The organism is Rhodococcus sp. M8 (genome assembly GCF_015654185.1).
Lineage (GTDB): Bacteria > Actinomycetota > Actinomycetes > Mycobacteriales > Mycobacteriaceae > Rhodococcus > Rhodococcus aetherivorans.
Genome location: NZ_CP064065.1, coordinates 1308821 through 1331686, shown reverse-complemented (window position 1 = coordinate 1331686; position 22866 = coordinate 1308821). Strand labels below are relative to the sequence as shown.

At 71.5% G+C, this 22866-nt stretch carries 21 protein-coding genes; 12 read left to right on the top strand and 9 right to left on the bottom strand.

Annotated features, from left to right (window positions below; all coding sequences use genetic code 11):
- Window positions 1-2: 2 nt before the first annotated feature.
- The 4 genes from ISO16_RS05940 to holA all read left to right on the top strand — a co-directional run bounded on the left by ISO16_RS05940 (window position 3) and on the right by holA (window position 4235).
- Window positions 3-821: a DegV family protein gene (locus ISO16_RS05940; protein WP_072635507.1), complete on the top strand. Its 819-nt coding sequence runs from the start codon at window positions 3-5 to the stop codon at window positions 819-821.
- A 92-nt stretch (window positions 822-913) separates the two neighbouring features.
- Window positions 914-1735, top strand: coding sequence for a ComEA family DNA-binding protein (locus tag ISO16_RS05935; protein WP_072635506.1), 822 nt, complete (start codon window positions 914-916; stop codon window positions 1733-1735).
- Window positions 1732-3270: a ComEC/Rec2 family competence protein gene (locus tag ISO16_RS05930; RefSeq protein ID WP_072635505.1), complete on the top strand. Its 1539-nt coding sequence runs from the start codon at window positions 1732-1734 to the stop codon at window positions 3268-3270. Before ISO16_RS05935 ends, ISO16_RS05930 begins: the two co-directional genes overlap by 4 nt.
- Complete coding sequence (gene holA / locus ISO16_RS05925) at window positions 3267-4235, top strand: DNA polymerase III subunit delta (protein WP_006933777.1); 969 nt, start codon at window positions 3267-3269, stop codon at window positions 4233-4235. The genes ISO16_RS05930 and holA overlap by 4 nt, the downstream gene beginning before the upstream one ends.
- A 62-nt stretch (window positions 4236-4297) precedes the next feature.
- Here holA and rpsT read toward each other — a convergent pair whose 3' ends face one another.
- Window positions 4298-4558, bottom strand: coding sequence for a 30S ribosomal protein S20 (gene rpsT, locus ISO16_RS05920; RefSeq protein ID WP_003937021.1), 261 nt, complete (start codon window positions 4556-4558; stop codon window positions 4298-4300).
- A 190-nt stretch (window positions 4559-4748) separates the two neighbouring features.
- Here rpsT and ISO16_RS05915 point away from each other — a divergent pair, with 190 nt between their 5' ends.
- From ISO16_RS05915 to ISO16_RS05900, 4 genes are all read left to right on the top strand, one after another.
- Entirely contained in the window at window positions 4749-6398 is a 1650-nt protein-coding gene (locus ISO16_RS05915) for a circularly permuted type 2 ATP-grasp protein (protein ID WP_230304481.1), read from the top strand.
- Window positions 6398-7369 carry an alpha-E domain-containing protein gene (locus ISO16_RS05910; protein ID WP_006933787.1) on the top strand — a complete coding sequence of 324 codons (972 nt, stop codon included), beginning with the start codon at window positions 6398-6400 and terminating at the stop codon, window positions 7367-7369. Before ISO16_RS05915 ends, ISO16_RS05910 begins: the two co-directional genes overlap by 1 nt.
- Window positions 7370-7377: 8 nt before the next feature.
- Window positions 7378-8208: a transglutaminase family protein gene (locus tag ISO16_RS05905; protein ID WP_029544370.1), complete on the top strand. Its 831-nt coding sequence runs from the start codon at window positions 7378-7380 to the stop codon at window positions 8206-8208.
- A 130-nt stretch (window positions 8209-8338) separates the two neighbouring features.
- Window positions 8339-9220 (top strand): aquaporin, encoded by an 882-nt coding sequence (locus tag ISO16_RS05900; RefSeq protein ID WP_083662551.1) that lies wholly within the window; start codon window positions 8339-8341, stop codon window positions 9218-9220.
- A gap of 12 nt (window positions 9221-9232) precedes the next feature.
- Here ISO16_RS05900 and ISO16_RS05895 read toward each other — a convergent pair whose 3' ends face one another.
- On the bottom strand, window positions 9233-9802 hold the full coding sequence (locus ISO16_RS05895; RefSeq protein WP_072635503.1) for a type II toxin-antitoxin system PemK/MazF family toxin: 570 nt from the start codon (window positions 9800-9802) through the stop codon (window positions 9233-9235).
- A 187-nt stretch (window positions 9803-9989) separates the two neighbouring features.
- On the opposite strand from ISO16_RS05895, the gene lepA reads away from it, so the two are divergent.
- Together lepA and ISO16_RS05885 are read left to right on the top strand one after the other, a co-directional pair.
- On the top strand, window positions 9990-11777 hold the full coding sequence (gene lepA / locus ISO16_RS05890; protein ID WP_230304568.1) for a translation elongation factor 4: 1788 nt from the start codon (window positions 9990-9992) through the stop codon (window positions 11775-11777).
- A gap of 6 nt (window positions 11778-11783) precedes the next feature.
- Window positions 11784-12716 carry an NAD(P)H-dependent flavin oxidoreductase gene (locus ISO16_RS05885; RefSeq protein WP_072635501.1) on the top strand — a complete coding sequence of 311 codons (933 nt, stop codon included), beginning with the start codon at window positions 11784-11786 and terminating at the stop codon, window positions 12714-12716.
- 4 nt (window positions 12717-12720) lie between these two features.
- Here ISO16_RS05885 and ISO16_RS05880 read toward each other — a convergent pair whose 3' ends face one another.
- Window positions 12721-14679 (bottom strand): glycoside hydrolase family 15 protein, encoded by a 1959-nt coding sequence (locus ISO16_RS05880; RefSeq protein WP_029544363.1) that lies wholly within the window; start codon window positions 14677-14679, stop codon window positions 12721-12723.
- A 64-nt stretch (window positions 14680-14743) separates the two neighbouring features.
- Between ISO16_RS05880 and ISO16_RS05875 the strand changes: the two genes are divergently transcribed.
- Together ISO16_RS05875 and ISO16_RS05870 are read left to right on the top strand one after the other, a co-directional pair.
- Complete coding sequence (locus ISO16_RS05875; protein WP_006933801.1) at window positions 14744-14950, top strand: hypothetical protein; 207 nt, start codon at window positions 14744-14746, stop codon at window positions 14948-14950.
- A gap of 99 nt (window positions 14951-15049) precedes the next feature.
- Window positions 15050-16072 carry an extracellular solute-binding protein gene (locus ISO16_RS05870; protein ID WP_072635500.1) on the top strand — a complete coding sequence of 341 codons (1023 nt, stop codon included), beginning with the start codon at window positions 15050-15052 and terminating at the stop codon, window positions 16070-16072.
- A gap of 83 nt (window positions 16073-16155) precedes the next feature.
- On the opposite strand, the gene ISO16_RS05865 is transcribed toward ISO16_RS05870, so the two are convergent.
- The 6 genes from ISO16_RS05865 to ISO16_RS05840 form a co-directional block, all read right to left on the bottom strand.
- Window positions 16156-17040 (bottom strand): universal stress protein, encoded by an 885-nt coding sequence (locus ISO16_RS05865; RefSeq protein ID WP_006933804.1) that lies wholly within the window; start codon window positions 17038-17040, stop codon window positions 16156-16158.
- A gap of 72 nt (window positions 17041-17112) precedes the next feature.
- Window positions 17113-17868 carry a sirohydrochlorin chelatase gene (locus tag ISO16_RS05860; protein WP_072635499.1) on the bottom strand — a complete coding sequence of 252 codons (756 nt, stop codon included), beginning with the start codon at window positions 17866-17868 and terminating at the stop codon, window positions 17113-17115.
- Entirely contained in the window at window positions 17865-19166 is a 1302-nt protein-coding gene (locus ISO16_RS05855) for a sulfate adenylyltransferase subunit 1 (protein WP_072635498.1), read from the bottom strand. The genes ISO16_RS05860 and ISO16_RS05855 overlap by 4 nt, the downstream gene beginning before the upstream one ends.
- A gap of 2 nt (window positions 19167-19168) precedes the next feature.
- Window positions 19169-20113 carry a sulfate adenylyltransferase subunit CysD gene (gene cysD, locus ISO16_RS05850; protein ID WP_006933809.1) on the bottom strand — a complete coding sequence of 315 codons (945 nt, stop codon included), beginning with the start codon at window positions 20111-20113 and terminating at the stop codon, window positions 19169-19171.
- Window positions 20110-20847: a phosphoadenylyl-sulfate reductase gene (locus ISO16_RS05845; protein WP_006933811.1), complete on the bottom strand. Its 738-nt coding sequence runs from the start codon at window positions 20845-20847 to the stop codon at window positions 20110-20112. Before ISO16_RS05845 ends, cysD begins: the two co-directional genes overlap by 4 nt.
- The gene (locus ISO16_RS05840; protein WP_006933822.1) at window positions 20844-22571 is read right to left on the bottom strand and encodes a nitrite/sulfite reductase; all 1728 of its coding nucleotides are present in this window, start codon (window positions 22569-22571) and stop codon (window positions 20844-20846) included. Before ISO16_RS05840 ends, ISO16_RS05845 begins: the two co-directional genes overlap by 4 nt.
- Between the last annotated feature and the right edge of the window lie 295 nt (window positions 22572-22866).

The following is a 22866-nucleotide window of genomic DNA, read 5'->3' as shown; positions in this document are numbered from 1 at the left end:
GCGTGTCTGTAGTAGTGGTGACCGACTCGTCGTGCTGTCTCGACCCGGAAATGGTGGAGCGGTACGACATCCGTGTCGTGCCGCTGCACGTGATCGCCGACGGTGTCGAATTGCGCGAGGGCGTGGACGATCTGCCCGCCGACCTGTCCGGCGTCACCACCTCCGGTCCCTCCCCGGCCGAACTGACGGAGGCGTACGCCGAGGCGCTGTCGGACAGCGGTGGCGACGGCGTGGTCGCCGTGCACCTGTCCCGTGAGCTGTCGGGTACCTGGTCGGCCGCCCGCTACGCCGCCGACGCCCTCGGTGACCGGGTGCAGTTGGTCGACAGTCGAACCACCGCAATGGGTTTGGGATTCGCTGCCCTGGCGGGGGCGGAGCTGGCCCGGTCCGGTGCGAGCGTGCGGGCCGTCTACGAACGGGCTGTGGAGGTCGCCGCCCGCAGCCGGACCCTGCTGGTGGTCGACCGGCTCGACCATCTGCGCCGTGGCGGCCGCATCGGCACCGCCACGGCCCTGCTGGGCACCGCTCTGGCGATGAAGCCGGTGCTCCACCTCGTCGACGGCCGGCTGGTGCTGCGGGAGAAGACCCGCACCATGACCAAGGCGATGGCGAAGCTGGTCGACGGCGTCGTCGACACCGCGGAGCCGGTGACCGCGGTGGCCGTCCACCACCGCGATGCCCCCGAACGCGCCGAACAGCTCGTCGCACAGCTCGCCGAGCGGCTGCCCGCCGGCACCGCGCTGTCGGTGTCCGAACTCGACGCGGTTCTCGGCGCACACGTCGGTCCCGGCGCCGTCGGGGTGGTCGTCTCCCGCGCGTAGGGGTTGTCCACAGGCACACGATTCATCCACAGATTCGCCGGATCGCTTCGGCGGCCGCGTGGACGGCGGCCGGATCCGGTTAGCGTCGCGCCATGAGCAGCAGCGACGAGCACGATCTCGTGCGCAGCCGGCTCGACGCGATCGCCCGGTCCGCCGGCGATCGGGCATCGGCGGCGCCGACGATCCCGCACCAGGCGGACGACGACCCGCACCCGTGGTACGACCCGGCCGGCACCGTCGAGCCGCCGGGTCCGCTCGAGCGGTTGCGCGCGGCGCGCTGGCAGACCGGCCGGGGTGGGGCCGGGGCCCTCGCCGCGGTCGGTGTCGTGGCGGTGCTGGCCACACTCGTCGTGGTCTGGGGCGATCGTCCCGTCGCGGAGCCGGTACCGCCGCTGCCGGCGGTGGAGGTTGCGGCACCGGCGGCCGACCCCGTTGCGTCCCGGCAGGACACGGCGCCGGACGAGGTGGTGGTCAGCGTGGTGGGCCTGGTGGGCAAGCCCGGCCTGGTGCGGGTCGCGCCCGGCGCGCGGGTCGCCGACGCCCTCGCCGCCGCGGGCGGCACCCTCGACGGTGCGGACCTGACCACCCTGAATCTGGCGCAGCGGCTCGCGGACGGAGACCAGGTCGTGGTGGGTGCGTCGCCGCCGGTTCCGCCGGCGAGCGGGGTGTCCGGCTCCGGCGGCGAGGGTGGGGTCGGGGGGCCCGGCGCAGCCCCCGGGGCGGGGCCGGTGAACCTCAACACCGCCGACGAGGCGACGCTCGATGCGCTGCCCGGCGTCGGTCCCGTCACCGCGGCCGCGATCGTCGCGTGGCGCCGGGACAACGGGCCGTTCACCGACGTCGAACAGCTCGCCGAGGTCGACGGGATCGGTCCCGCTCGGCTGGCACGCCTGCGGACGCTGGTCGTGGTGTGACCGCGCCCGACCGCGACGACGCGCGACTGGTGCCGGGCGCGGTCGCGGCGTGGGCCGCAACCGCGCTCGGGTTGCACGCCGGCTGGTGGGTCTCGCTCGGGATCGCGGCGACGGCCGCCGTGTGCGCGGTGGCCACGGTCGTCGTGGCACGGCGACGACGGCTTCGTGCCGCGGCCCGGCCGCTGCTCGCCGCTCTCGTCGTCGCTGCCGGATTCTCGGCGGCGGTCGCACTGCGGGTGTGGGCGGCCGAGACGCATCCGCTCGCCGCCGCGGCCGCACGCGCCGGCTGGGCCACCCTGGTGGTCGAACCGACGGAGGACCCGAAAAGACTGGGAGACAGTGCGTTCGGCGGGGACCAGGTGCTGGTGCCGGCAACGTTGCACCGCGCCGAGCTGGGACCCGACCGGTACTCGGGCGGCGGCGCCGTCGTGGTGTTCGCCCCTGTCGACGAGTGGGCGGAGCTGCTGCCGGGCCAGCGGATCACCCTGCGCGGACGGCTCGCCGAACCGGACGGCGCGGATCTGACGGTGGCCGTGGTCCGTGTCGACGGCCCGCCCCGATCGGTGCAGGCCCCCTCGCGGGTGCAGCAGTGGGCGGGACGGATCCGCGAGCGGCTCGCCTCGGCGTCCGGAGCGGTGCTCCCGCCCGCTGCGGCCGGGCTCCTGCCGGGCCTCGTCGTCGGCGACACCTCACGGCTGTCCGACGACGTCCGGGAGAGCTTCCGGGTGGCGGGACTGACCCACCTGACCGCGGTGTCCGGGGCCAACGTCAGCATCGTCCTCGGCGCGGTGCTCCTCGCCGTGCGGGGCCTCGGCCTCGGCCCCCGCACCGGCACGGCGCTCGCGGCGGTCGCGCTGGTGGCGTTCGTCGTCGTCGTGCGCCCGTCGCCGAGCGTGCTGCGCGCCGCCGCGATGGGAGCGATCGGGTTGCTCGCTCTGGTGACGGGCCGGCGCCGGCACGGCCTGCCGGCCCTCGCGGGCGCGGTCGGCGCCCTGCTCGTCGCCGCACCGGAACTCGCGACGGACGTCGGGTTCGCCCTGTCGGTCGCGGCCACCGCCGGGCTGGTGCTGGTGGCGCCGGCCTGGGTGACCCGGCTGCGGGCCCGCGGCTGGCCCCGCTCGGCGGCGGAGGTGTGCGCCGTCTCGGCGGCCGCGTTCGTCGTGACCGCCCCGATCGTCGCCGCACTGTCCGGCACCGTCAGCGTCGTGGCGGTCGCGGCCAACATCCTCGTCGCGCCGGTACTTCCGCCGTTGACCGTGCTCGGTACCACCGTCGCGGTGGTCTCCACGGCGTCGCCGACGGCGGCGGAGCTGCTCGCCCGCGGCACCGCACCCATGCTGTGGTGGATCCTCGAGGTGGCGGACCGCGCGGCCGACCTGCCCCTGGCCGAGGTGCCCGTGCCCGGAGGCGTGGGCGGAGCAGTCGCCGTCGGGGGCGCACTCGTCGCCGCCCGGTGCCTGCCGCGACTGTGGCGTGGACGCCGGCCCGGGGCACCGGCGGTGATGTCCGGCCGTCGTGGCACGATCGATCCGTGAGCAACCCGCAGCTGCATCTCGTGCTCGGTGACGAAGACCTCCTCGTCGAACGCGCCGTCGCGCGGATCGTCGGTGACGTCCGGGCGCGGACGGGTGCGGGGTCCGAGCTGCCCGTCTCGCGGCTGCGCGCCGGGGACGCCGGCGCGGCCGAACTCGCCGAGCTGCTCAGCCCGTCGCTGTTCGCCGAGGACCGGGTGGTCGTCCTCGAATCCGCCGCGGAGGCCGGCAAGGACGCCGTCGCGCTGATCCTCGATGCGGCGACCGAACCGCCCGAGGGGGTCTCCCTGGTCGTCCTGCACAGTGGCGGCGGCCGCGCGAAGGCCATGGTGGGCGCCCTGCAGAAGTGCGGCGCCGAGACCCACGAGTGCGCCAGGATCACCAAGGCGGCCGAGCGGGTGGACTTCGTGCGTGCGGAGTTTCGCGCGGCGGGTGTGCGGGTCGCGCCGGAGGTCGTACAGGCGGTCATCGACGCCGTGGGCTCCGACCTGCGGGAGCTGGCAGCGGCGTGCAGCCAGCTGGTCGCCGACACGGGCGGCAAGATCGACGCCGCAGCCGTGCAGCGCTACTACTCCGGCAAGGCCGAGGTCACCGGGTTCGAGGTGGCCGAGAAGGCCGTGGCGGGCGACGAGCCGGGGGCGCTGGAATCGTTGCGGTGGGCGACGCATCGGGGCGTCGCGCACGTCCTGCTCGCCGACGCCCTCGCGGATGCTGTCCACACGATCGCGCGGGTCGGCTCGGCCGGGCGCGGGGACCCGTTCAAGATGGCATCCGAGCTCGGGATGCCTCCGTGGAAGGTGAAGAAGGCTCAGGCCCAGGCACGCGCGTGGGACCCGGGATCGATCGGGGCGGCGCTGCAGGTCGTGGCCGACCTCAATGCCGACGTCAAGGGCGCGGCCGCGGACGCCGACTACGCGGTGGAGCGCGCCGTGCGCCGCGTCGCGGGGCTGGCCGGCCGGACCCACTAGACGACGGAAGCCGCCCGGTCCGAGGGACGGGGCGGCTTCCGGAGCAGAGCTTGCGTTCTACCTCAGAGTCCGTTGGCGACCTTGGCCAGGGCGGACTTCTTGTTGGCGGCCTGGTTGGCGTGGATCACGCCCTTGCTGGCAGCCTTGTCGAGCTTGCGGCTGGTGGAGACGAGGAGCTCGGTGGCCTTGTCCTTGTCACCGGCGGCCGCGGCCTCGCGGAAGGAACGGATCGCCGTGCGCAGCGAGGACTTGACCGACTGGTTGCGGAGTCGGTTGCGCTCGTTGGTGCGGATCCGCTTCACCTGGGACTTGATGTTGGCCACGCGTAAAATCCTGTCGTCTTGCTGGTAGTTGGTCGGAAAGCTCTGGGCGCACTACGGCACCGACGGACCACGATACCAGCGGCCTGTCGCAAACCCCAAACCGGGCGCCGGAACCGCCGGTGGTGACGGGCAGGTGACAAGCGGGTTTCCGGCACTGCACAGCCCGGCATCCTGTAGCAGGATTTCGGGCATGAGCAGCCGAACAACCGTCGCCCGACCCCCCGACCGCTCCCGCTCGCGCAGGCGTTCCGACGGGGTGTTCGACGGCTATCGCGACGTGCCCGGCTACACGCTCGCGTTCGACGAGATGTTCGACGAGGCCGGTGGGGTGCGAGCCCCCTACCGGCGGCTGCACCAACGGTTCGTCTCCACCGGCGCCGACGAGCTCGCGGCGCGCACCGAGGCCCTCGGCCGCGCCTTCACCGACCAGGGCGTCACCTTCTCCCTGTCCGGACAGGAGCGGCCCTTCCCGCTCGACCTGATGCCCCGGGTCATCGCGGCGGCGGAGTGGGCCCGCCTCGAACGGGGCATCACCCAGCGGGTGAAGGCGCTCGAGATGTTCCTCGACGACGTCTACCGCGAGCAGCACATCCTCCGCGACCGCGTCATCCCCAAGCGGCTGGTGACCTCGTGCGAGCACTTCCACCGCGAGGCCGTCGGCATCGTCCCGCCCAACGGCGTCCGGATCCACGTCGCGGGCATCGACCTGATCCGCGACGAGAACGGCACGTTCCGGGTCCTCGAGGACAATCTGCGCTCGCCGTCCGGGGTGTCGTACGTCATGGAGAACCGGCGGGTGATGGCCCGGATCGCCCCGGACCTGTTCCGCGAGCACCGGGTGCGTCCCGTCGGCGACTACGCCTCGCACCTGCTGCGGGCGCTGCGGGCGGCCGCCGCGCTCAACGCCGCCGACCCGACCGTGGTGGTGCTGACCCCCGGCGTGGCCAACTCCGCGTATTTCGAGCACTCCCTGCTGGCCCGGCAGATGGGTGTCGAACTCGTCGAGGGCCGGGACCTGTTCTGTCGTGACAACGCGGTCTACATGCGCACCACCGAAGGCGAACGGCAGGTCGACGTGATCTACCGCCGGATCGACGACGCCTTCCTCGATCCGATGCAGTTCCGTCCCGACTCCGTACTCGGCGTCGCCGGCATCCTCAACGCCGCCCGCGCCGGCAACGTCGTGATCTCGAGCGCCGTCGGCAACGGTGTCGGCGACGACAAGCTCGTCTACACCTACGTCCCCGAGATCATCGACTACTACCTCGGCGAGAAGCCGCTGTTGCCCAACGTCGACACGCTGCGCTGCTGGCTGGACGAGGAATGCGAGGAGGTGCTCGACCGTCTTGACGAACTCGTGATCAAGCCGGTGGAAGGCTCCGGCGGGTACGGCATCGTGTTCGGTCCCGACGCCTCGCCCGCCGAGCTGAAGACCATGACCCGCAAGATCCGCAACGACCCGCGCAGCTGGATCGCCCAGCCCGTCGTGCAGTTGTCCACCGTTCCCACCCGGGTGGGGGACCGGCTCGCGCCGCGTCACGTGGACCTGCGGCCCTTCGCCGTCAACGACGGGGAGGAGGTGTGGGTGCTGCCCGGCGGTCTCACGCGCGTCGCGCTGCCCGAAGGGTCGCTCGTGGTGAACTCGAGCCAGGGCGGCGGCAGCAAGGACACGTGGGTGCTCGCCGCGCGCAGTTCCGGGGAGGAACGAGAACTCGGCGGCGCCCAGGTGGTCGACCGGCCGGCGCACGGCGCGCAGGTCGAGCACGGACCCGACATCGGCGGCCCGCAACAGCAACAGCAACAACAGCAGCAGCAGAGCGCGCTCGGGGGTGGGCGCTGATGCTGGCCCGCAATGCCGAGTCCCTGTTCTGGATCGGCCGCTACGTCGAACGCGCCGACGACACCGCCCGCATCATGGACGTCGCGGTGCACCAGCTGCTCGAGGACTCCACGGTCGACCCCGACCGCACCTGCCGGCAGCTGCTGCGGGTACTCGGATTCGCCGAGCCGCCGGGCGTGCTGGACGTGTCCACCGTGGTCGACCTGATCGCGTTCGACCGGCAGGGGCAGGGGTCGATCGTCGATTCCGTCGCGCACGCGCGCGAGAACGCCCGCGGCGCCCGCGAGGTCACCTCCAGCGAGATGTGGGAGTGCCTGAACGCCACTTACAACGGTCTCGCCGAGCGCAAGCGGGCCGCCCAGCGGCTCGGACCGCACGAGTTCTTCCGGTACGTCGAGGAGCGTGCGGCGATGTTCGCGGGCCTGGCGGACTCGACGCTCAGCCGCGACGACGGCTATCGCTTCCTGCTGCTGGGCCGGTCCATCGAACGCGTCGACATGGTGGTACGGCTGCTGCTCTCCCGGGCGGGCGACCGCCCGGGCTCGCCGACGTGGGCGACGGTCCTGCGGTCGGTCGGTGGTCACGACACCTACCTGCGCACCTACCGCGGTGCCCTCGACGCGAGCCTGGTGCTCGAATTCATGCTGCTGGACCGGCTGTTCCCGCGGTCGGTGTTCTTCGCCATCAGCGAGGCCGAGCGGTGCCTCGGTGCGCTCGACCGGCATCCGCACAGCCGGATCGGTGCCCGGGACGAGGCGCAACGTCTGCTCGGCCGTGCCCGCAGCGAACTCGAGTTCCTCGCCCCCGGACGGCTGCTCGAGGATCTGCAGACGCGCCTGCAGTCGCTGCAGGAGATGTGCCGGCAGGTCGGCGAGGCGATCGCGCTGCAGTACTTCCACGCAGCGCCGTGGGTGGCCTGGACCGATGCCGGCGCGGCACAGGGGGAGACGATCGTGGAGGGTGAGTTGTGACCTGGCGGATGCGAGTGGTCCACAAGACGGGGTACGCGTACGACGCGCCGGTCACCTCGTCGTACAACGAGGTACGGCTCACGCCCCGCGCGGACAGCCGGCAGACCGTCGTGCTCAACCGGGTCGAGACCACCCCGGCGACACGGTCGTACCGGTACGTCGACTACTGGGGCACGGCGGTGACCGCGTTCGACCTGCACGCGCCGCACACCTCGCTGGAGGTGACCGGACTGTCGGTGGTGGAGACCGAGGAGACCGCGGTGCCCGACGAGGCGATCGGATGGGACGAACTGCGCAGCGAGGAGAACCGGGACCGCTACGACGAGGTGCTGCTGCCGTCGCGGTACGTGCCGGCCGATCGCGGTCTCGCCAGGGTCGCCCGGCAGATCGCCAAGGGTGCCGATCCGGTGGCCGCGGTGCTGGCCGCGGCGCAGTGGGTGCACGACGAGATGTCCTACGTCCCCGGCACGACGGGGGTGCACACCTCGGCCGTGCAGGCCTTCGAGGAACGCGAGGGGGTCTGCCAGGACTATGCGCACCTGACGCTGCTCCTGCTGCGCGGCATGGGAATTCCCAGCCGGTACGTGTCGGGATACCTGCATCCGACGGCCGCTGCCCCCGTCGGGGCGACCGTCGCGGGGGAGTCGCACGCGTGGGTCGAGGCCTGGACCGGTTCGTGGTGGGGTTACGACCCGACCAACGCCACGGTCGTCGGTGAACAGCACGTGTCCGTCGGTACCGGCCGGGACTACGCGGACGTGCCGCCGCTGAAGGGCATCTACTCCGGCGGCGGTTCGACGGCACTCGACGTTGTTGTGGAGGTCACCCGGCTTGCGTAGTGTCCGCTGTGTCTTGTTGCGGTAGTGCTGTGCGGCCTGTGAGCCCGTCTTCGACCCGCGGTGCTCGCCAGTGCCGAAGTTCGACACATCGGATCCGGTCCTGCGGGACCGCACGACGCGAGGTGGGCGCATGACGAACGAACGCGAGACGGGCCACGAGGGCCGGGCGGCGGACCGGGCACCCGGGGCCGCCGAGCACGGGACCGAGCACGAGACCGCGCTCGAGGCCGTGGAGAAGGACGAATTCTCGGACGCCAAGAAGTACGCCGCGGAGGCGATCGGCACGTTCGTGCTGGTCTTCTCCGCAGTCGGCACGGCGGTGTTCGCCGGGGACAAGGTCGGCAATCTCGGCGTCGCGCTGGCGTTCGGGCTGACCCTGCTGTTCCTCGTCTACGCCATCGGGCCGATCTCCGGATGCCATGTGAACCCGGCGGTGACGGTCGGCCAGCTCGCGATCGGCCAGGTCACCCTCAAGCGGGCGGTGTTCTACGTCGTGGCCCAGGTCCTCGGCGGCCTCGTCGCGGGCGTGACGATCTACTCGGTGGCGCAGTCGCTGCCCACCTACGACCGGGCCGCGCAGGGGCTCGGCGCCAACGGCTGGGGCCCGCACAGCCCGTCGGCGGTGGAGGGCCCGCTCGGCGGTGTGCTCGTCGAGGGTTACGGGATCGGGGCGACCATGGTCGTCGAGGTGCTGCTGACCGCGCTGCTGGTGTTCGTGGTGCTCGCCGCGACGGACCAGGCCTCGGACGTCCTGCTGGCCGGGGTGTCGATCGGATTCACCCTGGCGGTGATCCACCTGGTCTCGATCCCGATCGACAACACCTCGGTCAATCCGGCGCGGAGCATCGCGGTCGCGCCGTACCAGGACGGCGCGCTCGGACAGCTCTGGCTGTTCATCCTGTTCCCGCTGATCGGCGGCGCCCTCGGGGCGCTGGTCTACCGGTCGCTGTTCGGGCGGTTCGCCGGATTGCGGCCGTCCGCGGCCCGGGTGGCGGGCGCCCGCCGGCGGTAAGGCGAGGGCCGGCTACTGCCAGCCGTACTCGGCGCGAAGGCGCGCGGCGACCTGCTCGAACCGGGCCCGGTCGAGCACCGCGCCTTCGCGCCGGATGCCTTCCTCGGGCACGTCCAGCACGCGGTCCAGGCGGACCCAGCTGGGCCGGCTGCCCGCGTCCCAGTTGCCGTTGCCCAGCGCCAGCCAGTCGCGGTGACCGTCCCGGTCGTTGTTCGACGACAGCATCAGGCCGAGCAGGGTGCCACCGTTGCGTCCGACGACGAGCACGGGCCGGTCCTTGCCCTGGGTCGCGTCCTCCTCGTAGGCCACCCACGTCCACACGATCTCGCCGGGGTCCGCGCGGCCGTCGAGGTCGGGGGCGTAGGCGATCCGCCGGGCGCGCTGCGCGGTGGGAGCGGTGTGGGAGGTCACCGGGCGGCCGGGCTTCGGGACCGGCCGGGCGGTGTCGGCGGCACCGGAGCCGAGCGCGGTCCGGGCCCGGTCGAGGGCGCCGGAGCGCTGCACCTGCTCGAGCAATCGCGGTCCCTGCTCGACCGCGAGCCGTCCCAGTTGCCTGCCCAGTTTCTTCCATGTGCCAGCCACGTCGGCGAGCTTAGCGGCGTGCGGGGCCGCGCAGGTGCGGCCGCGGGACCGGACCCGCCGCGACTTGGATATTCTGCAGGGGTGACCGCGTCCCGCCAGGGCCGCTGCCCGTCCGAGTCAGGAGCCCGACATCAGCACCTTCGCCGACACCACGTTCACGGACCCCGCGAAGATCCGGAACTTCTGCATCATCGCGCACATCGACCACGGCAAGTCGACGCTCGCGGACCGCATGCTGCAGCTCACCGGTGTGGTCGAGGAGCGCCAGATGCGGGCCCAGTACCTCGACCGGATGGACATCGAGCGCGAGCGCGGGATCACCATCAAGGCCCAGAACGTGCGGCTGCCGTGGCAGGTCGACGGCGAGGACTACGTGATGCACCTCATCGACACGCCCGGGCACGTGGACTTCACGTACGAGGTCTCCCGTGCGCTCGAGGCATGCGAGGGCGCGGTGCTCCTCGTCGACGCCGCCCAGGGCATCGAGGCGCAGACCCTCGCGAACCTCTACCTCGCTCTCGACAAGGATCTGACGGTCATCCCGGTCCTGAACAAGATCGATCTGCCCGCGGCCGACCCGGACCGCTACGCCGCCGAGCTCGCCCACATCGTCGGCTGCGAGCCCGAGGACGTGCTGCGCGTGTCGGGCAAGACCGGCGTGGGCGTGCCGGAACTGCTCGACGAGGTGATCCGGCAGGTGCCGCCGCCGGTCGGCGACCCCGACGCGCCGGCCCGCGCGATGATCTTCGACTCGGTGTACGACACCTACCGCGGCGTCGTCACGTACGTGCGTGTGGTCGACGGCAAGATCGTGCCCCGCGAGAAGATCAAGATGATGTCCACCGGCGCCACCCACGAGCTGCTCGAGGTGGGCATCGTCTCGCCCGAGCCGAAGGCCACCGCCGGTCTCGGCGTCGGCGAGGTCGGCTATCTCATCACCGGCGTGAAGGACGTGCGCCAGTCGAAGGTCGGCGACACCGTCACCTCTGCCCGCGGCGGCGCCGCCGAGCCGCTCACCGGCTACCGCGAGCCCCGCCCGATGGTCTACTCCGGCCTGTACCCGGTGGACGGGTCGGACTACCCCGTCCTGCGCGACGCTCTCGACAAGTTGCAGCTCAACGACGCCGCGCTCACCTACGAACCCGAGACGTCGGTGGCTCTGGGCTTCGGATTCCGGTGCGGCTTCCTCGGCCTGCTGCACATGGAGATCACCCGGGAGCGGCTCGAGCGCGAGTTCGGCCTCGACCTGATCTCCACCGCCCCCAACGTGGTCTACCGCGTGGTGCTCGAGGGCGGGCAGGAGCACATCGTCACCAACCCGTCGGACTGGCCCGAGGGCAAGGCCCGCGAAATCTACGAGCCGATCGTCAAGTGCACGATCATCTCCCCGAGCGAGTTCATCGGTTCGATCATGGAACTGTGCCAGTCGCGGCGCGGCGAGCTCGGCGGCATGGACTATCTGTCCGAGACCCGCGTCGAGCTGCGCTACACCCTGCCGATGGCCGAGATCATCTTCGACTTCTTCGACTCGCTGAAGTCCCGCACCCGCGGCTACGCCAGCCTCGACTACGAGGAGGCCGGCGAGCAGGAAGCCGCGCTGGTGAAGGTGGACATCCTGTTGCAGGGCGAGGCCGTCGACGCGTTCAGTGCGATCGTCCACAAGGACGCGGCGGCCGCGTACGGCAACAAGATGACCACCAAACTCAAGGAGCTCATCCCGCGGCAACAGTTCGAGGTCCCGGTGCAGGCGGCGATCGGGTCGAAGATCATCGCCCGGGAGAACATCCGCGCGATCCGCAAGGACGTGCTCGCCAAGTGCTACGGCGGCGACATCAGCCGCAAACGCAAGCTGCTCGAGAAGCAGAAGGAGGGCAAGAAGCGGATGAAGACGATCGGCCGGGTGGACGTTCCGCAGGAGGCGTTCGTGGCCGCGCTCTCGTCCGAGGCGTCTGCCGACAAGCCGAAGGGGAAGTAGCCCACCGTGCTCGAGACCTGGCTCACGCGCACCCTGGGCGTCACCGTCCCGCTGCTCGGCGCCCCGATGGGAGGCCGCGCCGGCGGCCGGCTGGCCGGCGAGGTGACCCGCGCGGGGGGCCTCGGTCTGATCGGAGCCGCGCGTTACAACACCCCGCAATGGCTGGCGGCCGAGTCGGCGGTGGCCCGCGAACTCGGCGGCGGGCTGCTCGGTTTCGGCCTGATGACGTGGTCGCTGGCCGCCGACGACAGTCTTCTCGACGCGGTGCTGGCCGAACGGCCCCGGGTGGTGTCGCTGTCCTTCGGCGATCCGGCGCCCTATGTGCCGCGCGTGCACGCGGCGGGCGCCCTCGCGATCTCCCAGATCAACACGATCGAGGACCTGCGGATCGGCGAGGCCGCCGGGGTCGACGCGGTCGTCGCGCAGGGACACGAGGCCGGCGGGCACACCGGCCGCATCGGGACGCTGCCGCTCCTGCAGGAGGTGCTCGAATCGACGTCGCTGCCGGTGCTCGCCGCCGGCGGCATCGCGTCCGGACGGGGACTGGCCGCGGTGCTCGCGGCCGGCGCCGAGGGCGCGCTCGTCGGCACCGCGTTGCTGGCGAGCCCCGAGACGGTCGGCCCGGAGTATGCCCGGGACAGGCTCGTCGCGGCGAGCAGCACCGACACCGTCTACACCGACGTCTTCGACCGGGCCCGGCACCAGCCGTGGCCGGCGCGGTGGGGCGGCCGGGCCCTGACGAACGACTACACCGCCGAGTGGCACGGGCGCGGCGCCGACGAGGAGACCCTCGCCGCCGCGTACGACGGCAACGACCCCCGGCTCGGCGTGGTCTACGCGGGCGAGGCGGCCGGACTCGTGCGGGAACAGCGGCCCGCCGGCGAGATCGTCCGCGACATCGCGACCCGCGCGGAGGAACTGCTGCGCCGCTTCGGGTAGCGGGTCAGGGCGCCGGACGCGCGGGCAGGAACTCCCCGGCCGCGATCTGTTCCTCCGCCCGGATCACGTGCACGACCGCGTTGATCTGCGCCAGGTGGGTGAAGGCCTGGGGGAAGTTGCCCAGGTGCCGGCCCGAGCGCGGGTCGATCTCCTCGGCGTAGAGCTTGAGCGGGCTGGCGTAGCCGAGGAGTCGTTCGCACAGGGTGCGGGCCCGTTCCACCTCGCCGATCTCCACCAGGGCGGAGACCAGCCAGAACGAGCAGATCGTGAAGCTGCCCTCCTCGCCGGTCAATCCGTCGTCGGTGGAGTCCACCCGGTACCGCAGGACCAGGCCGTCCTCGGTCAGTTCGTCCTCGATCGCCAGGACCGTCGCCCGCACCCGCGGGTCGTCGGCCGGCAGGAACCGCAGCAGCACGACCAGCAGCGCGGACGCGTCCAGGGAGGGATGACCGTAGCGCTGGGTGAACACCCCGCGCTCGTCGACGCCGTGGGCGAGAATGTCCGCCTTGATCTCGTCGGCGACGGCGTCCCACCGCGCGGCGTGGTCCGGGCGGCCCTGCATGCGCGCCAGTCGCGCGCCGCGGTCGAGGGCGACCCAGCACATCACCTTGGACGAGGTGAAATGCTGCGGCTCTCCCCGGACCTCCCAGATGCCGCGATCGGGCAGGCGCCAGTGGTCCTCGGCCTGGCCGACGAGCCGCTGCACGGCCGGCCAGAAGGTCTGGGGCATGTGCCGGCGGGTCCTCGCGTGCAGGTACACCGAGTCGAGCATGGCGCCCCAGATGTCGTGCTGCGTTTGGTGATACGCATCGTTGCCGATCCGCACCGGACGGGCCCCGTCGTAGCCGCACAGGTGGTCGAGCTGCGATTCGGTGAGCACGCGCTCCCCACCCACGCCGTACATCACCTGCAGCGGCTGCAACCGGCCGTCCTCGCTGCGGGAGGCGTCGGAGATGAACGCGAAGAACGCGTCGGCCTCCCGGTCGAGGCCGAGGGTGTACAGGCCCCACAGTGCGAACGTGGAATCCCGCACCCACGCGTAGCGGTAGTCCCAGTTCCGTTCTCCGCCAGGCGTTTCCGGAAGAGACGTGGTGGCCGCCGCGAGCAGGGCGCCGGTCGGTGCGTAGGTCAGGCCCTTGAGGGTCAGGGCGCTGGCCTGCAGGTAACTCCGCCAGGGGTGATCGGGGAAACGGCCCGTGGTGATCCACTCGCGCCAGAAGTCGGCCGTCTCCGCCATTTTCGCGGCGGCTTCCTCGAACGTGGCGGGACACTGCACATCCGACCACGACAGCGCGACGAACGCCTTGTCGCCCTTGACCATCCGGGTGCGTGCCCGGGCCTCGCCGCCCTCGAGCCCGAGCCGGAGGTCGGTGGTGAGCCGTAGTTCGGGATGCTCGCCGGGTTCGCCGCCGGTGCAGAACGCGGTGGCCTCCTCGTACACCTTGCCCGTGTACTCCCAGCGCACCGGGGCGCGGTGGTAGTCGAACGCCGGCGCGCAACTGACGTCGAGTTCCACCGTCCCGCTCACGCAGCGGACGGTGCGCAGCAGAATGTGCTCGGCGTCCCAGTCCGTCGGCGTCCGGGTGTGAGTGCGCGATCGTTCCTGGACGGCGTGCCAGGGCCCCATCACCAGCGCGTCCCGCACCACCATCCATCCCGTCTCGGTCTGCCACGTGGTCTCGAGGATCAGTCCGCCGGGCAGATACCGGCGTGCAGCGGGCACGGTGCGGTCGTGCGGTCCGACGCGGAAGTACCCGGCGCTGCGGTCGAGAATCGCCCCGAACACGCTGGGCGAGTCGGGCCGGGGCAGGCACATCCATTCCACCGCCCCGTTGCGCGCGATGAGGCATGTCGTTTCGCAGTCCGACAGGAACGCGTAGTCGTCGATCGGCGGGTACGGGCTGCGGTGTGGCGGGTGGGAATGCGCGGAGGAGATCCCGGACCCCGGAAACGTCTGTGCCATCACCTCATGATCCCGGCACCCGGCCGTCGGCGTCCACCGAAACGGCGACGACTAGGGTGGGGGCGTGGATCGGGTGGCATCGTGGTGGGACGGCTTCGAGTTGTGGCTGGCCGGCCTTCCCTTCGTCCCGCAGGTCGCGCTGGTGCTGGTCGTCATGGTGCCGTTGTGCGCCGGCGTGGCCTGGCTGCTCGACCGCGCCCTCGCGGGCGTGCTCGCGGCCGTCGGACGTAGAGAGCCGGCCGCGTCCGAACGGAAGACGGAGGATCGCTGACATGCCACGCTCGCGCGTGACCCTTGCCCTGCTGGCCCTGCTCGTTCTCGTCGTCGTGGCCTGGCTGCTGACCCGCTGACCCTGCGCCGGAGGTACGTCGTGAAATCTCGTCCGGGCCGGCGCGTCGCGGCGCTCGCCTCGATCGCGGCCGTCGTGCTCACCGCGTGTTCGGCCGGCTCCGGCGATCGCGGCGACGCGGCCGAGGCCGCCTCCGGGCCCACCGTCGACCTGTACGCCCACGAGGGTGCCCGGGCGGCGCTGGACACGGTGATCGCCGCGTTCGGCGCCACCGAGGCCGGCGAGGACGTCCGGTTCGACGTCGCGTCCGGTCCGTCCGCGCAGCAGGCCGTCGCCGTCGTGGACGGCGCCTCGGCCGATTTCGTCACCTTCGCATCGGTGCCGGACCTGACCGGCCTCGTCGACGCGGGACTCGTCGACCCGGACTGGAACGCGGGAGCGTACCGGGGAGTCCCGTACGGGTCCGTCGTCACGATGGTCGTGCGGGAGGGCAATCCGCGGGGTGTGGCGGGCTGGGACGATCTGCTCGCGCCCGGTCTCGAGGTGATCACCCCCGACCCGTCGGCCTCCGGTGCGGCGAAGCTGAACCTGCTCGCCGCGTACGCCGCGACGAGCGACGGCGGTGCCGATCCGCAGGCGGGGCTGGACTACCTCGCCGCGCTCGTCGGTGACCACGTCGAAACCTCGCCCGCGAGCGGCGAAGAGGCCGTGGAGGCGTTCGTGCAGGGTGCCGGCGACGTGCTGCTCCTCTCGGAACAGGAGGCGTTGCGGCTCGAGCGCGACGGCGCCGCCGTCCGGCGTGTCCCCCTGACCACCACTCTCCGGATCGACAGCCCCGCCGCGGTGATCGACAACGCACCCGACGTGCGGGCGGCCCAGGATTTCAACGACTTCCTCTACACCGGGGAGGCGCAACGGCTGTGGGCGGCGGCCGGATTCCGGCCCGCCGACCCGGGTGCCGCACGCGAGTTCGCCGACGACTTCCCGGCTCCCGAAAGACTGTGGACCGTCGAGGATCTCGGTGGCTGGAGCACGGTCGACGCCGAGCTGTTCCGGCCCGGTACCGGCAGCATCGCCGTGATCTACGCCGACGCGGCGAACTAGGGCGACGGAGCCGGGGATCCGCGCGCCTTGCGGACTGCTGCGCTCGAAATTCCTTGCGCGACCGGAGGTCACGGCCGCATGCGTCACTCGCGGCAGATGAGTACCGGGCAGCGGGAGTGATGGAGCAGGCCCTGGCCGGTGGAGCCGAGCAGAGCCGACGCGATCGTGCTGCGACCGTGGCTGCCCACCGCGACGAGTTGCGCGTCGATGGAACGCTCGATGAGGGCCACCATCGCGCCGCGGCGCTCGAGCTCCGTCCGCAGCTCGACGTCGGGATACCGCTCGCGCCAGCCGGCCAGGCTCTCCGCGAGGTCGGCGACCTTCTGCTCCGCGTACGTCGTCCAGTCGACGAAGCGGGCGGACTCGTCGTAGCCCCGCAGGGTCGACTGCTCGGTCCATGCGTGCACGGCGATCAGCGGTACGCCGAGGAACGACGCGAACTCGAACGCATGCTCGATGGCGGCGTTGCTCAACGCGCTGCCGTCGACGCCGACGACGACCGGCCGGGTGTCCACCTCCTCGTGGTCGCCCTCGCCCCGCCACGCCACGACCGGGCAACGGGCGTGGTTGGCGACGCGGACGACGTCGGAGCCGGCGAACATCGAGCGCAGTTCGCCGGTCGTGGTCCGGCCCACCACCAGCAGGCGGGCGGTCTTCGACAGTTCGACGAGGGTCTTCGCCGGCGGTCCCGGCCGGCTGCTGCATTCGACCGTGACGTCCGTGCGGCCGTCGAGTGCCGCCTGGCGGGCGCGTTCGAGCAGCCGTTCGCTGTCGGCCTGCAGGAGCTTGGCGAACTCCTCCTTGGATCTGCCGCCGGTCGCGCTCGGCGCATCGGGCAGCACGTTGACGAGGTGCAGCGGCTCGCGGAAGATCCGGGCGGCAGATGCGGCCCAGTGGGCCGCGGAGAACGAGCCGTCCGAACCGTCGATGCCGACTACGATCCCGTGCCGAATCGGTGCTGTGGCCATGACGATGCCTCCTTGCCTCGACTCCAGTCTGTCCCGATAGGACCGGCGTGCGCCAGAGGCAATCGGTGGTTGTCAGGCGATGTGGCGCGCGGTGATCCCGGCGTGCACGAGCGACTGCCGGTAGCGCTCGTCGATCACGAGCCCGACGGAATCGGAGGCCGCGAGGGTGGCGGCGCAGCTGACCTCGGGGAACGCCGCGCGGGCGGCGGCGACGGCGCGGTCCCACAGCAGGCCGGGGGCGAGCATCCACGGCGCGAGCACGAGGGTGGTGGCGCCGGCGGCGCGCAGGGCCGCCAGGGCGTCGACGACGGTCGGTGCCGCGGCGGTGGCGAAGCACGTCCGGCCCCACGCCCACGACGTGCCCCGCAGCAGGCGCGGGGTGATCGCGTCGGTGGCGGCGTTGGCGTCGTGGCGGCGGGATCCGACCGCGCACAGCGCGATGCCCACCGTCGGGTCGGTCCGGGAGACACCGGTGGCGGCGATCGCCTCGCGGGCCGCCGCGACGAGACGGTCGTCGGCGCCGAGGACGTCCGCCTGGATCACGTCGAGAAGCGGGTGCCGGGCGCGGGCCTCGGCGAGCAGCGCGGGCAGATCCACGCGGGCGTGGAAGGCGCTGCCCAGCAGCAACGGGACCACCACCACGCGGCGGTGTCCCTCGGCGGCGACGGCGTCGACGACCTGCCCCACCGACGGGGTGTTCAGGTCCAGGAACGCAAGCCGCACGTCCCGGCCCGGGTGGCGTTCCCGCAGCGCCGCGAGCACGGCAGCCATGGCGCGCGCCGAGCGCGGGTCACGGCTGCCGTGCGCGACGGCGACGAGCGGGATCATGCGGGGACGCGGTCCCCGAGTTCGATCTCGGCGAGGCTGTTGCCCACCAGGCCCGCCGCGAGGGTGTTGCCGCCCGCGGGATCGATGAGCAGGAAGCTGCCCGTGCGCCGGTTGACCTTGTAGTCGTCGGCCGCGATGGGCTCGGCGACCCGGACGGTGATGCGGGCGATCTCGTTGAGCTCGAGCGACTCGGGGGTGGGAACCGAGGTCAGGGTCTGCTCGTCGAAGCGCTCCTCGAGCGTCCCGACGATCGCCTGCGTCGTGCGGGTGCCGTGCTTGAGCAGCAGCCGGGCACCGGGCCGCAGCGGCTTCTCCGCCAGCCAGCACACCGTCGCCTCGAACTGGCCGATCGGTTCCGGGGCGGCGGCCGGGGCGGCGATGACGTCGCCGCGGGAGACGTCCACGTCGTCCGCGAGGATCAGCGTGACGCTGCGGCCGGCGTGCGCGACGTCGAGCTCGCCGTCGGCGGTGTCGATCCGCTCGATCGTGGTCCGGGTGCCCGCGGGCAGGATCACGACCTCGTCGCCGGGACGGACACTGCCCGCCGCGACCTGTCCGGCGTAGCCGCGGTAGTCCGGGAACTCGGCGGTGCGGGGCCGGATCACGTACTGGACCGGGAACCGCAGCCCGATCTCGTGACGGCCGTGGACGTCGGCGTCGACCGGGACGGACTCGAGGTGCTCGATGAGCGTCGGACCGTCGTAGTACGGCGTGTTCTCCGAACGGACCGCAACGTTGTCCCCGTGCAGGGCGGAGACCGGGATCTCCTGCACGTCCTCCGGGGACCAGCCGAGCGACCGGGTCAGGGTGTTGAACTGGTCGCAGATGTCGGCGAACACGCGCGCCGGGTCGTCGACCAGGTCGATCTTGTTGACCGCCAGGACGAGCTTGGGCACGCCGAGCAGCGCGAGGACGGCGGCGTGCTTGCGGGTCTGCGCGATCACGCCCTTGCGGGCGTCGACGAGCAGCACCACGAGCTGGGCGGTGGACGCACCCGAGACGGTGTTGCGGGTGTACTGCACGTGTCCCGGGGTGTCCGCGAGCACGAAGCTGCGCCGGGGTGTGGCGAAGTAGCGGTACGCGACGTCGATGGTGATGCCCTGTTCGCGCTCGGCGCGCAGGCCGTCGACGAGCAGGGACAGGTCGGGGGTGTCGAGACCCTTGTCGACCGAGGCGCGGGTGACCGCGTCGATCTGGTCGGCCAGCACGGACTTGGTGTCGTACAGCAGCCGGCCCACGAGGGTGGACTTGCCGTCGTCGACGCTGCCGGCGGTGGCGAGTCGAAGGAGGTCGCTCATGATCAGAAATATCCCTCTCGCTTGCGGTCCTCCATGGCCGCTTCGGAAACGCGGTCGTCGCCGCGGGTCGCCCCGCGCTCGGTGAGCCGCGACGCGGCGACCTCGGCGAGGATCGCCTCGTTGTCGGCGGCCTCGGACAGGATCGCGCCGGTGGTGGAGCCGTCGCCGACCGTGCGGTAGCGCACCGACCGGACCTCGAGTTCCTCACCCTCGGCCGGGCCGCCCCAGACGCCGGGCGTCATCCACATGCCGTCGCGCCGGTACACCGGGCGCTGGTGGGCGTAGTAGATGCCGGCGAGTTCGACGTTGTCCCGGGCGATGTACCGCCAGATGTCGAGCTCGGTGAAGTTGCTCAGCGGGAAGACCCGCACGTGCTCGCCGGGGGCGTGCCGACCGTTGTACAGGTTCCACAGCTCGGGCCGCTGCCGCTTGGGATCCCACTGGCCGAAGGCGTTGCGCAGCGAGAAGATCCGTTCCTTGGCGCGGGAGCGCTCCTCGTCGCGGCGGCCGCCGCCGAACACCGCGTCGAAGCGGTTCTCGGCGATGGCGTCGAGCAGCGGCACCGTCTGCAGCGGATTGCGGATCCCGTCGGGCCGCTCGGTGAGGCGGCCGTCGGCGAGGTAGTCCTCGACCTTCGCCACGTGCAGCCGCAGCCCGTACTTCTCGACGACGTGGTCGCGGAACTCGAGGACCTCGGGAAGGTTGTGCCCGGTGTCGACGTGCAGCAGCGCGAACGGCAGCGGCGCGGGCCAGAAGGCCTTGAGCGCCAGATGCAGCAGGACCGTCGAGTCCTTGCCGCCCGAGAACAGGATCACCGGGCGCTCGAATTCGCCGGCGACCTCGCGGAAGACGTGGATCGCTTCGGACTCGAGCGCGTCGAGGGTGTCGAACCTATCGCCGTCCGACTTGCGCCGGGATTCGGAGAAATTCGTGTCGATGAGTGTCATGAGGCGTGCAACCCGCATTCGATCTTGGCTCGGCCGGCCCACCGTCCGCTGCGCGGATCGGCTCCGGGTAGTGGTTTGGCGGTGCAGGGGGCGCACCCGATGGACGGATAGCCCTCGTCGACCAGGGGATTGACGAGGATCCCGTGCTCGTCGATGTAGTTCTGCATGTCCTCGTCGGACCACGCGGCGATCGGGTTGATCTTCACCAGCCCGAAGGCATCGTCGAAGGAGATCAGCGGGGCGTTGGCCCGGGTGGGGGCCTCCACCCGGCGGATGCCGGTGACCCACGCCTGGTAGCCCTTCAGGGTCTCCTTCAGCGGCACCACCTTCCGCAGGCGGCAGCACTCGTTGGGGTCCCGCGCGAACAGATCCTTGCCGAGCAGTGCGTCCTGCTCGGCCACCGTCTGCTGCGCCTTGGCCTCGACCAGGTTGACGCCGTACACCTGCGCCACGGCGTCACGGGTGCCGAGGGTCTCCGCGAAGTGGTAGCCGGTGTCGAGGAACAGCACGTCCACGCCGGGATGCACCTGTGCCGCGAGGTGCACGAGCACCCCGTCCTGCATGTTCGACGCCACGATGTACGAGTCGCCGAAGTTCTCCTCGGTCCACTGCAGCAGTTCCCGCGCCGAGGCGCCGTCGAGAGTGGCCGCCCCCTGCGCGGCCAGCTCCCTCAGTTCCTCCGTTGTCCGTGTCGTGGTCACGTTCCGTCCTTCGATCGTCTGCTCCCCGGTCATCGCAAATCGGCCTCGTCCGCGCGCAGCACCCACTGCGAGAAGCGTTCTCCCGCAGTGCGGTGCTTGACGAAGTTGCGCACCACGCGCTCGATGTAGTCGCCCATCTCGGCGCTGGTCACCTTGTGCTGGCGCAGCTTGCGGCCGAACGCGGCATCCATGCCGAGCGTCCCGCCGAGGTGCACCTGGAAACCCTCCACCTGGTTGCCGTCCCCGTCGTCGACGAGCTGGCCCTTGAAGCCTATGTCGGCGACCTGCGAACGCGCGCACGAGTTGGGGCAGCCGTTGATGTTGATCGTCACCGGAACGTCCAGCTGGGCGTTGATGTCGGCGAGGCGCTGCTCGAGCTCGGGCACCAGCGCCTGCGAGCGCTTGCGGGTCTCGACGAACGAGAGCTTGCAGAACTCGATGCCCGTGCAGGCCATCAGGTTCTTGCGCCACGGCGTCGGGTTCGCGGGCAGGCCCAGTTCGCCGAGGTCGGCGATCAGCTGATCGACCTTCTCGTCGGCGACGTCGAGCACGATGAGCTTCTGGTAGGGCGTGAAGCGGATGCGATCGGATCCGGCCTTCTCGGCCGCGTCGGCGACGGCGGCGAGGATCGTGCCGGAGACCCGGCCCGCGATGGGGGCGACGCCGACCGCGTTGAGCCCGTTGCGCAGCTTCTGCACGCCCACGTGGTCGATCGGGCGCGCCGGCTTCTCCGGTGCGGGTCCGTCCAGCAGCGGCCGCTTCAGGTATTCCGTTTCGAGAACGTCCCGGAACTTCTCGACGCCCCAGTCCTTGATCAGGAACTTCAGCCGCGCCTTCGAGCGCAGGCGGCGGTAGCCGTAGTCGCGGAAGACCGACACGACGGCCTCCCACACGTCGGGCACCTCGGCGAGCGGGATCCACGCGCCGACCCGTTGCGCCAGCATCGGATTCGTCGACAGGCCGCCGCCGACCCACAGGTCGAAGCCGGGGCCGTGCTCGGGGTGGTTCACGCCGACGAACGCGACGTCGTTGATCTCGTGCACCACGTCCTGCTGACCGGAGATCGCGGTCTTGAACTTGCGCGGCAGGTTCGAGTACTTCGGGTCGCCGATGTAGCGGCGGACGATCTCCTCGACCGCCGGTGTGCCGTCGATGATCTCGTCGAGGGACTCGCCGGCGAGGGGGGAACCGAGCACCACGCGGGGGCAGTCGCCGCACGCCTCGGTGGTCTTCAGGCCGACGGATTCGAGACGGCGCCAGATCTCCGGGACGTTCTCGACCTCGATCCAGTGGTACTGGACGTTCTCGCGGTCCGACAGGTCGGCGGTGTCGCGAGCGAACTCGGTCGAGATCCCCGCGATCGTGCGCAACTGCGCGAGGTTCAGGGCGCCGCCGTCGCAGCGCACCCGCATCATGAAGTACTTCGCCTCGAGCAGATCGATGTTCTCGTCGCCGGTGTAGGTGCCGTCGTAGCCCTGTTCGCGCTGCGTGTACAGGCCCCACCAGCGGAAGCGGTTGCGCAGGTCGCTCCGGTCGATTCCGTCGAATCCCGTGTGCGCGTAGATGTCTTCGATGCGCCGGCGCACGTTGAGCGGGTTGTCGTCCTTCTTGACCTGCTCGTTGGGATTGAGCGGCTCACGGTAGCCGAGGGCCCACTGGCCCTCCGCGCGCTGCTTGGCGGGCCGGGCCGGGCGGCGGCGGGCCGCGGCGGTTTCGGTCGTATCGCCGGCGGGGGAGACGTCGGTGGTCGACGACATACGGGTACTCCTGGAGTTCGCGAGGGACCGGATCGGGATCGGCAGGGCGGGCTGAGCCCGGCGCGGACATGCCTCGACCCGGCGGGAAGCGGGGGCTGCCGGGGGTGGGGCCGACTATCGACAGTCGGCGCAGAAACCGGCGGTGCAGGACAGACACCGCGATGCACAGACACGCTTGAGGTCGACGTGGCGTCGCGCCACGAGTCGCACTCCGGGTCCGGTCATGCGGACCATTGTGCCATGTCACGGGCCTGTTCTCGAAACGTGGCGGTATTTACGCCGAATTTCGGGGAAA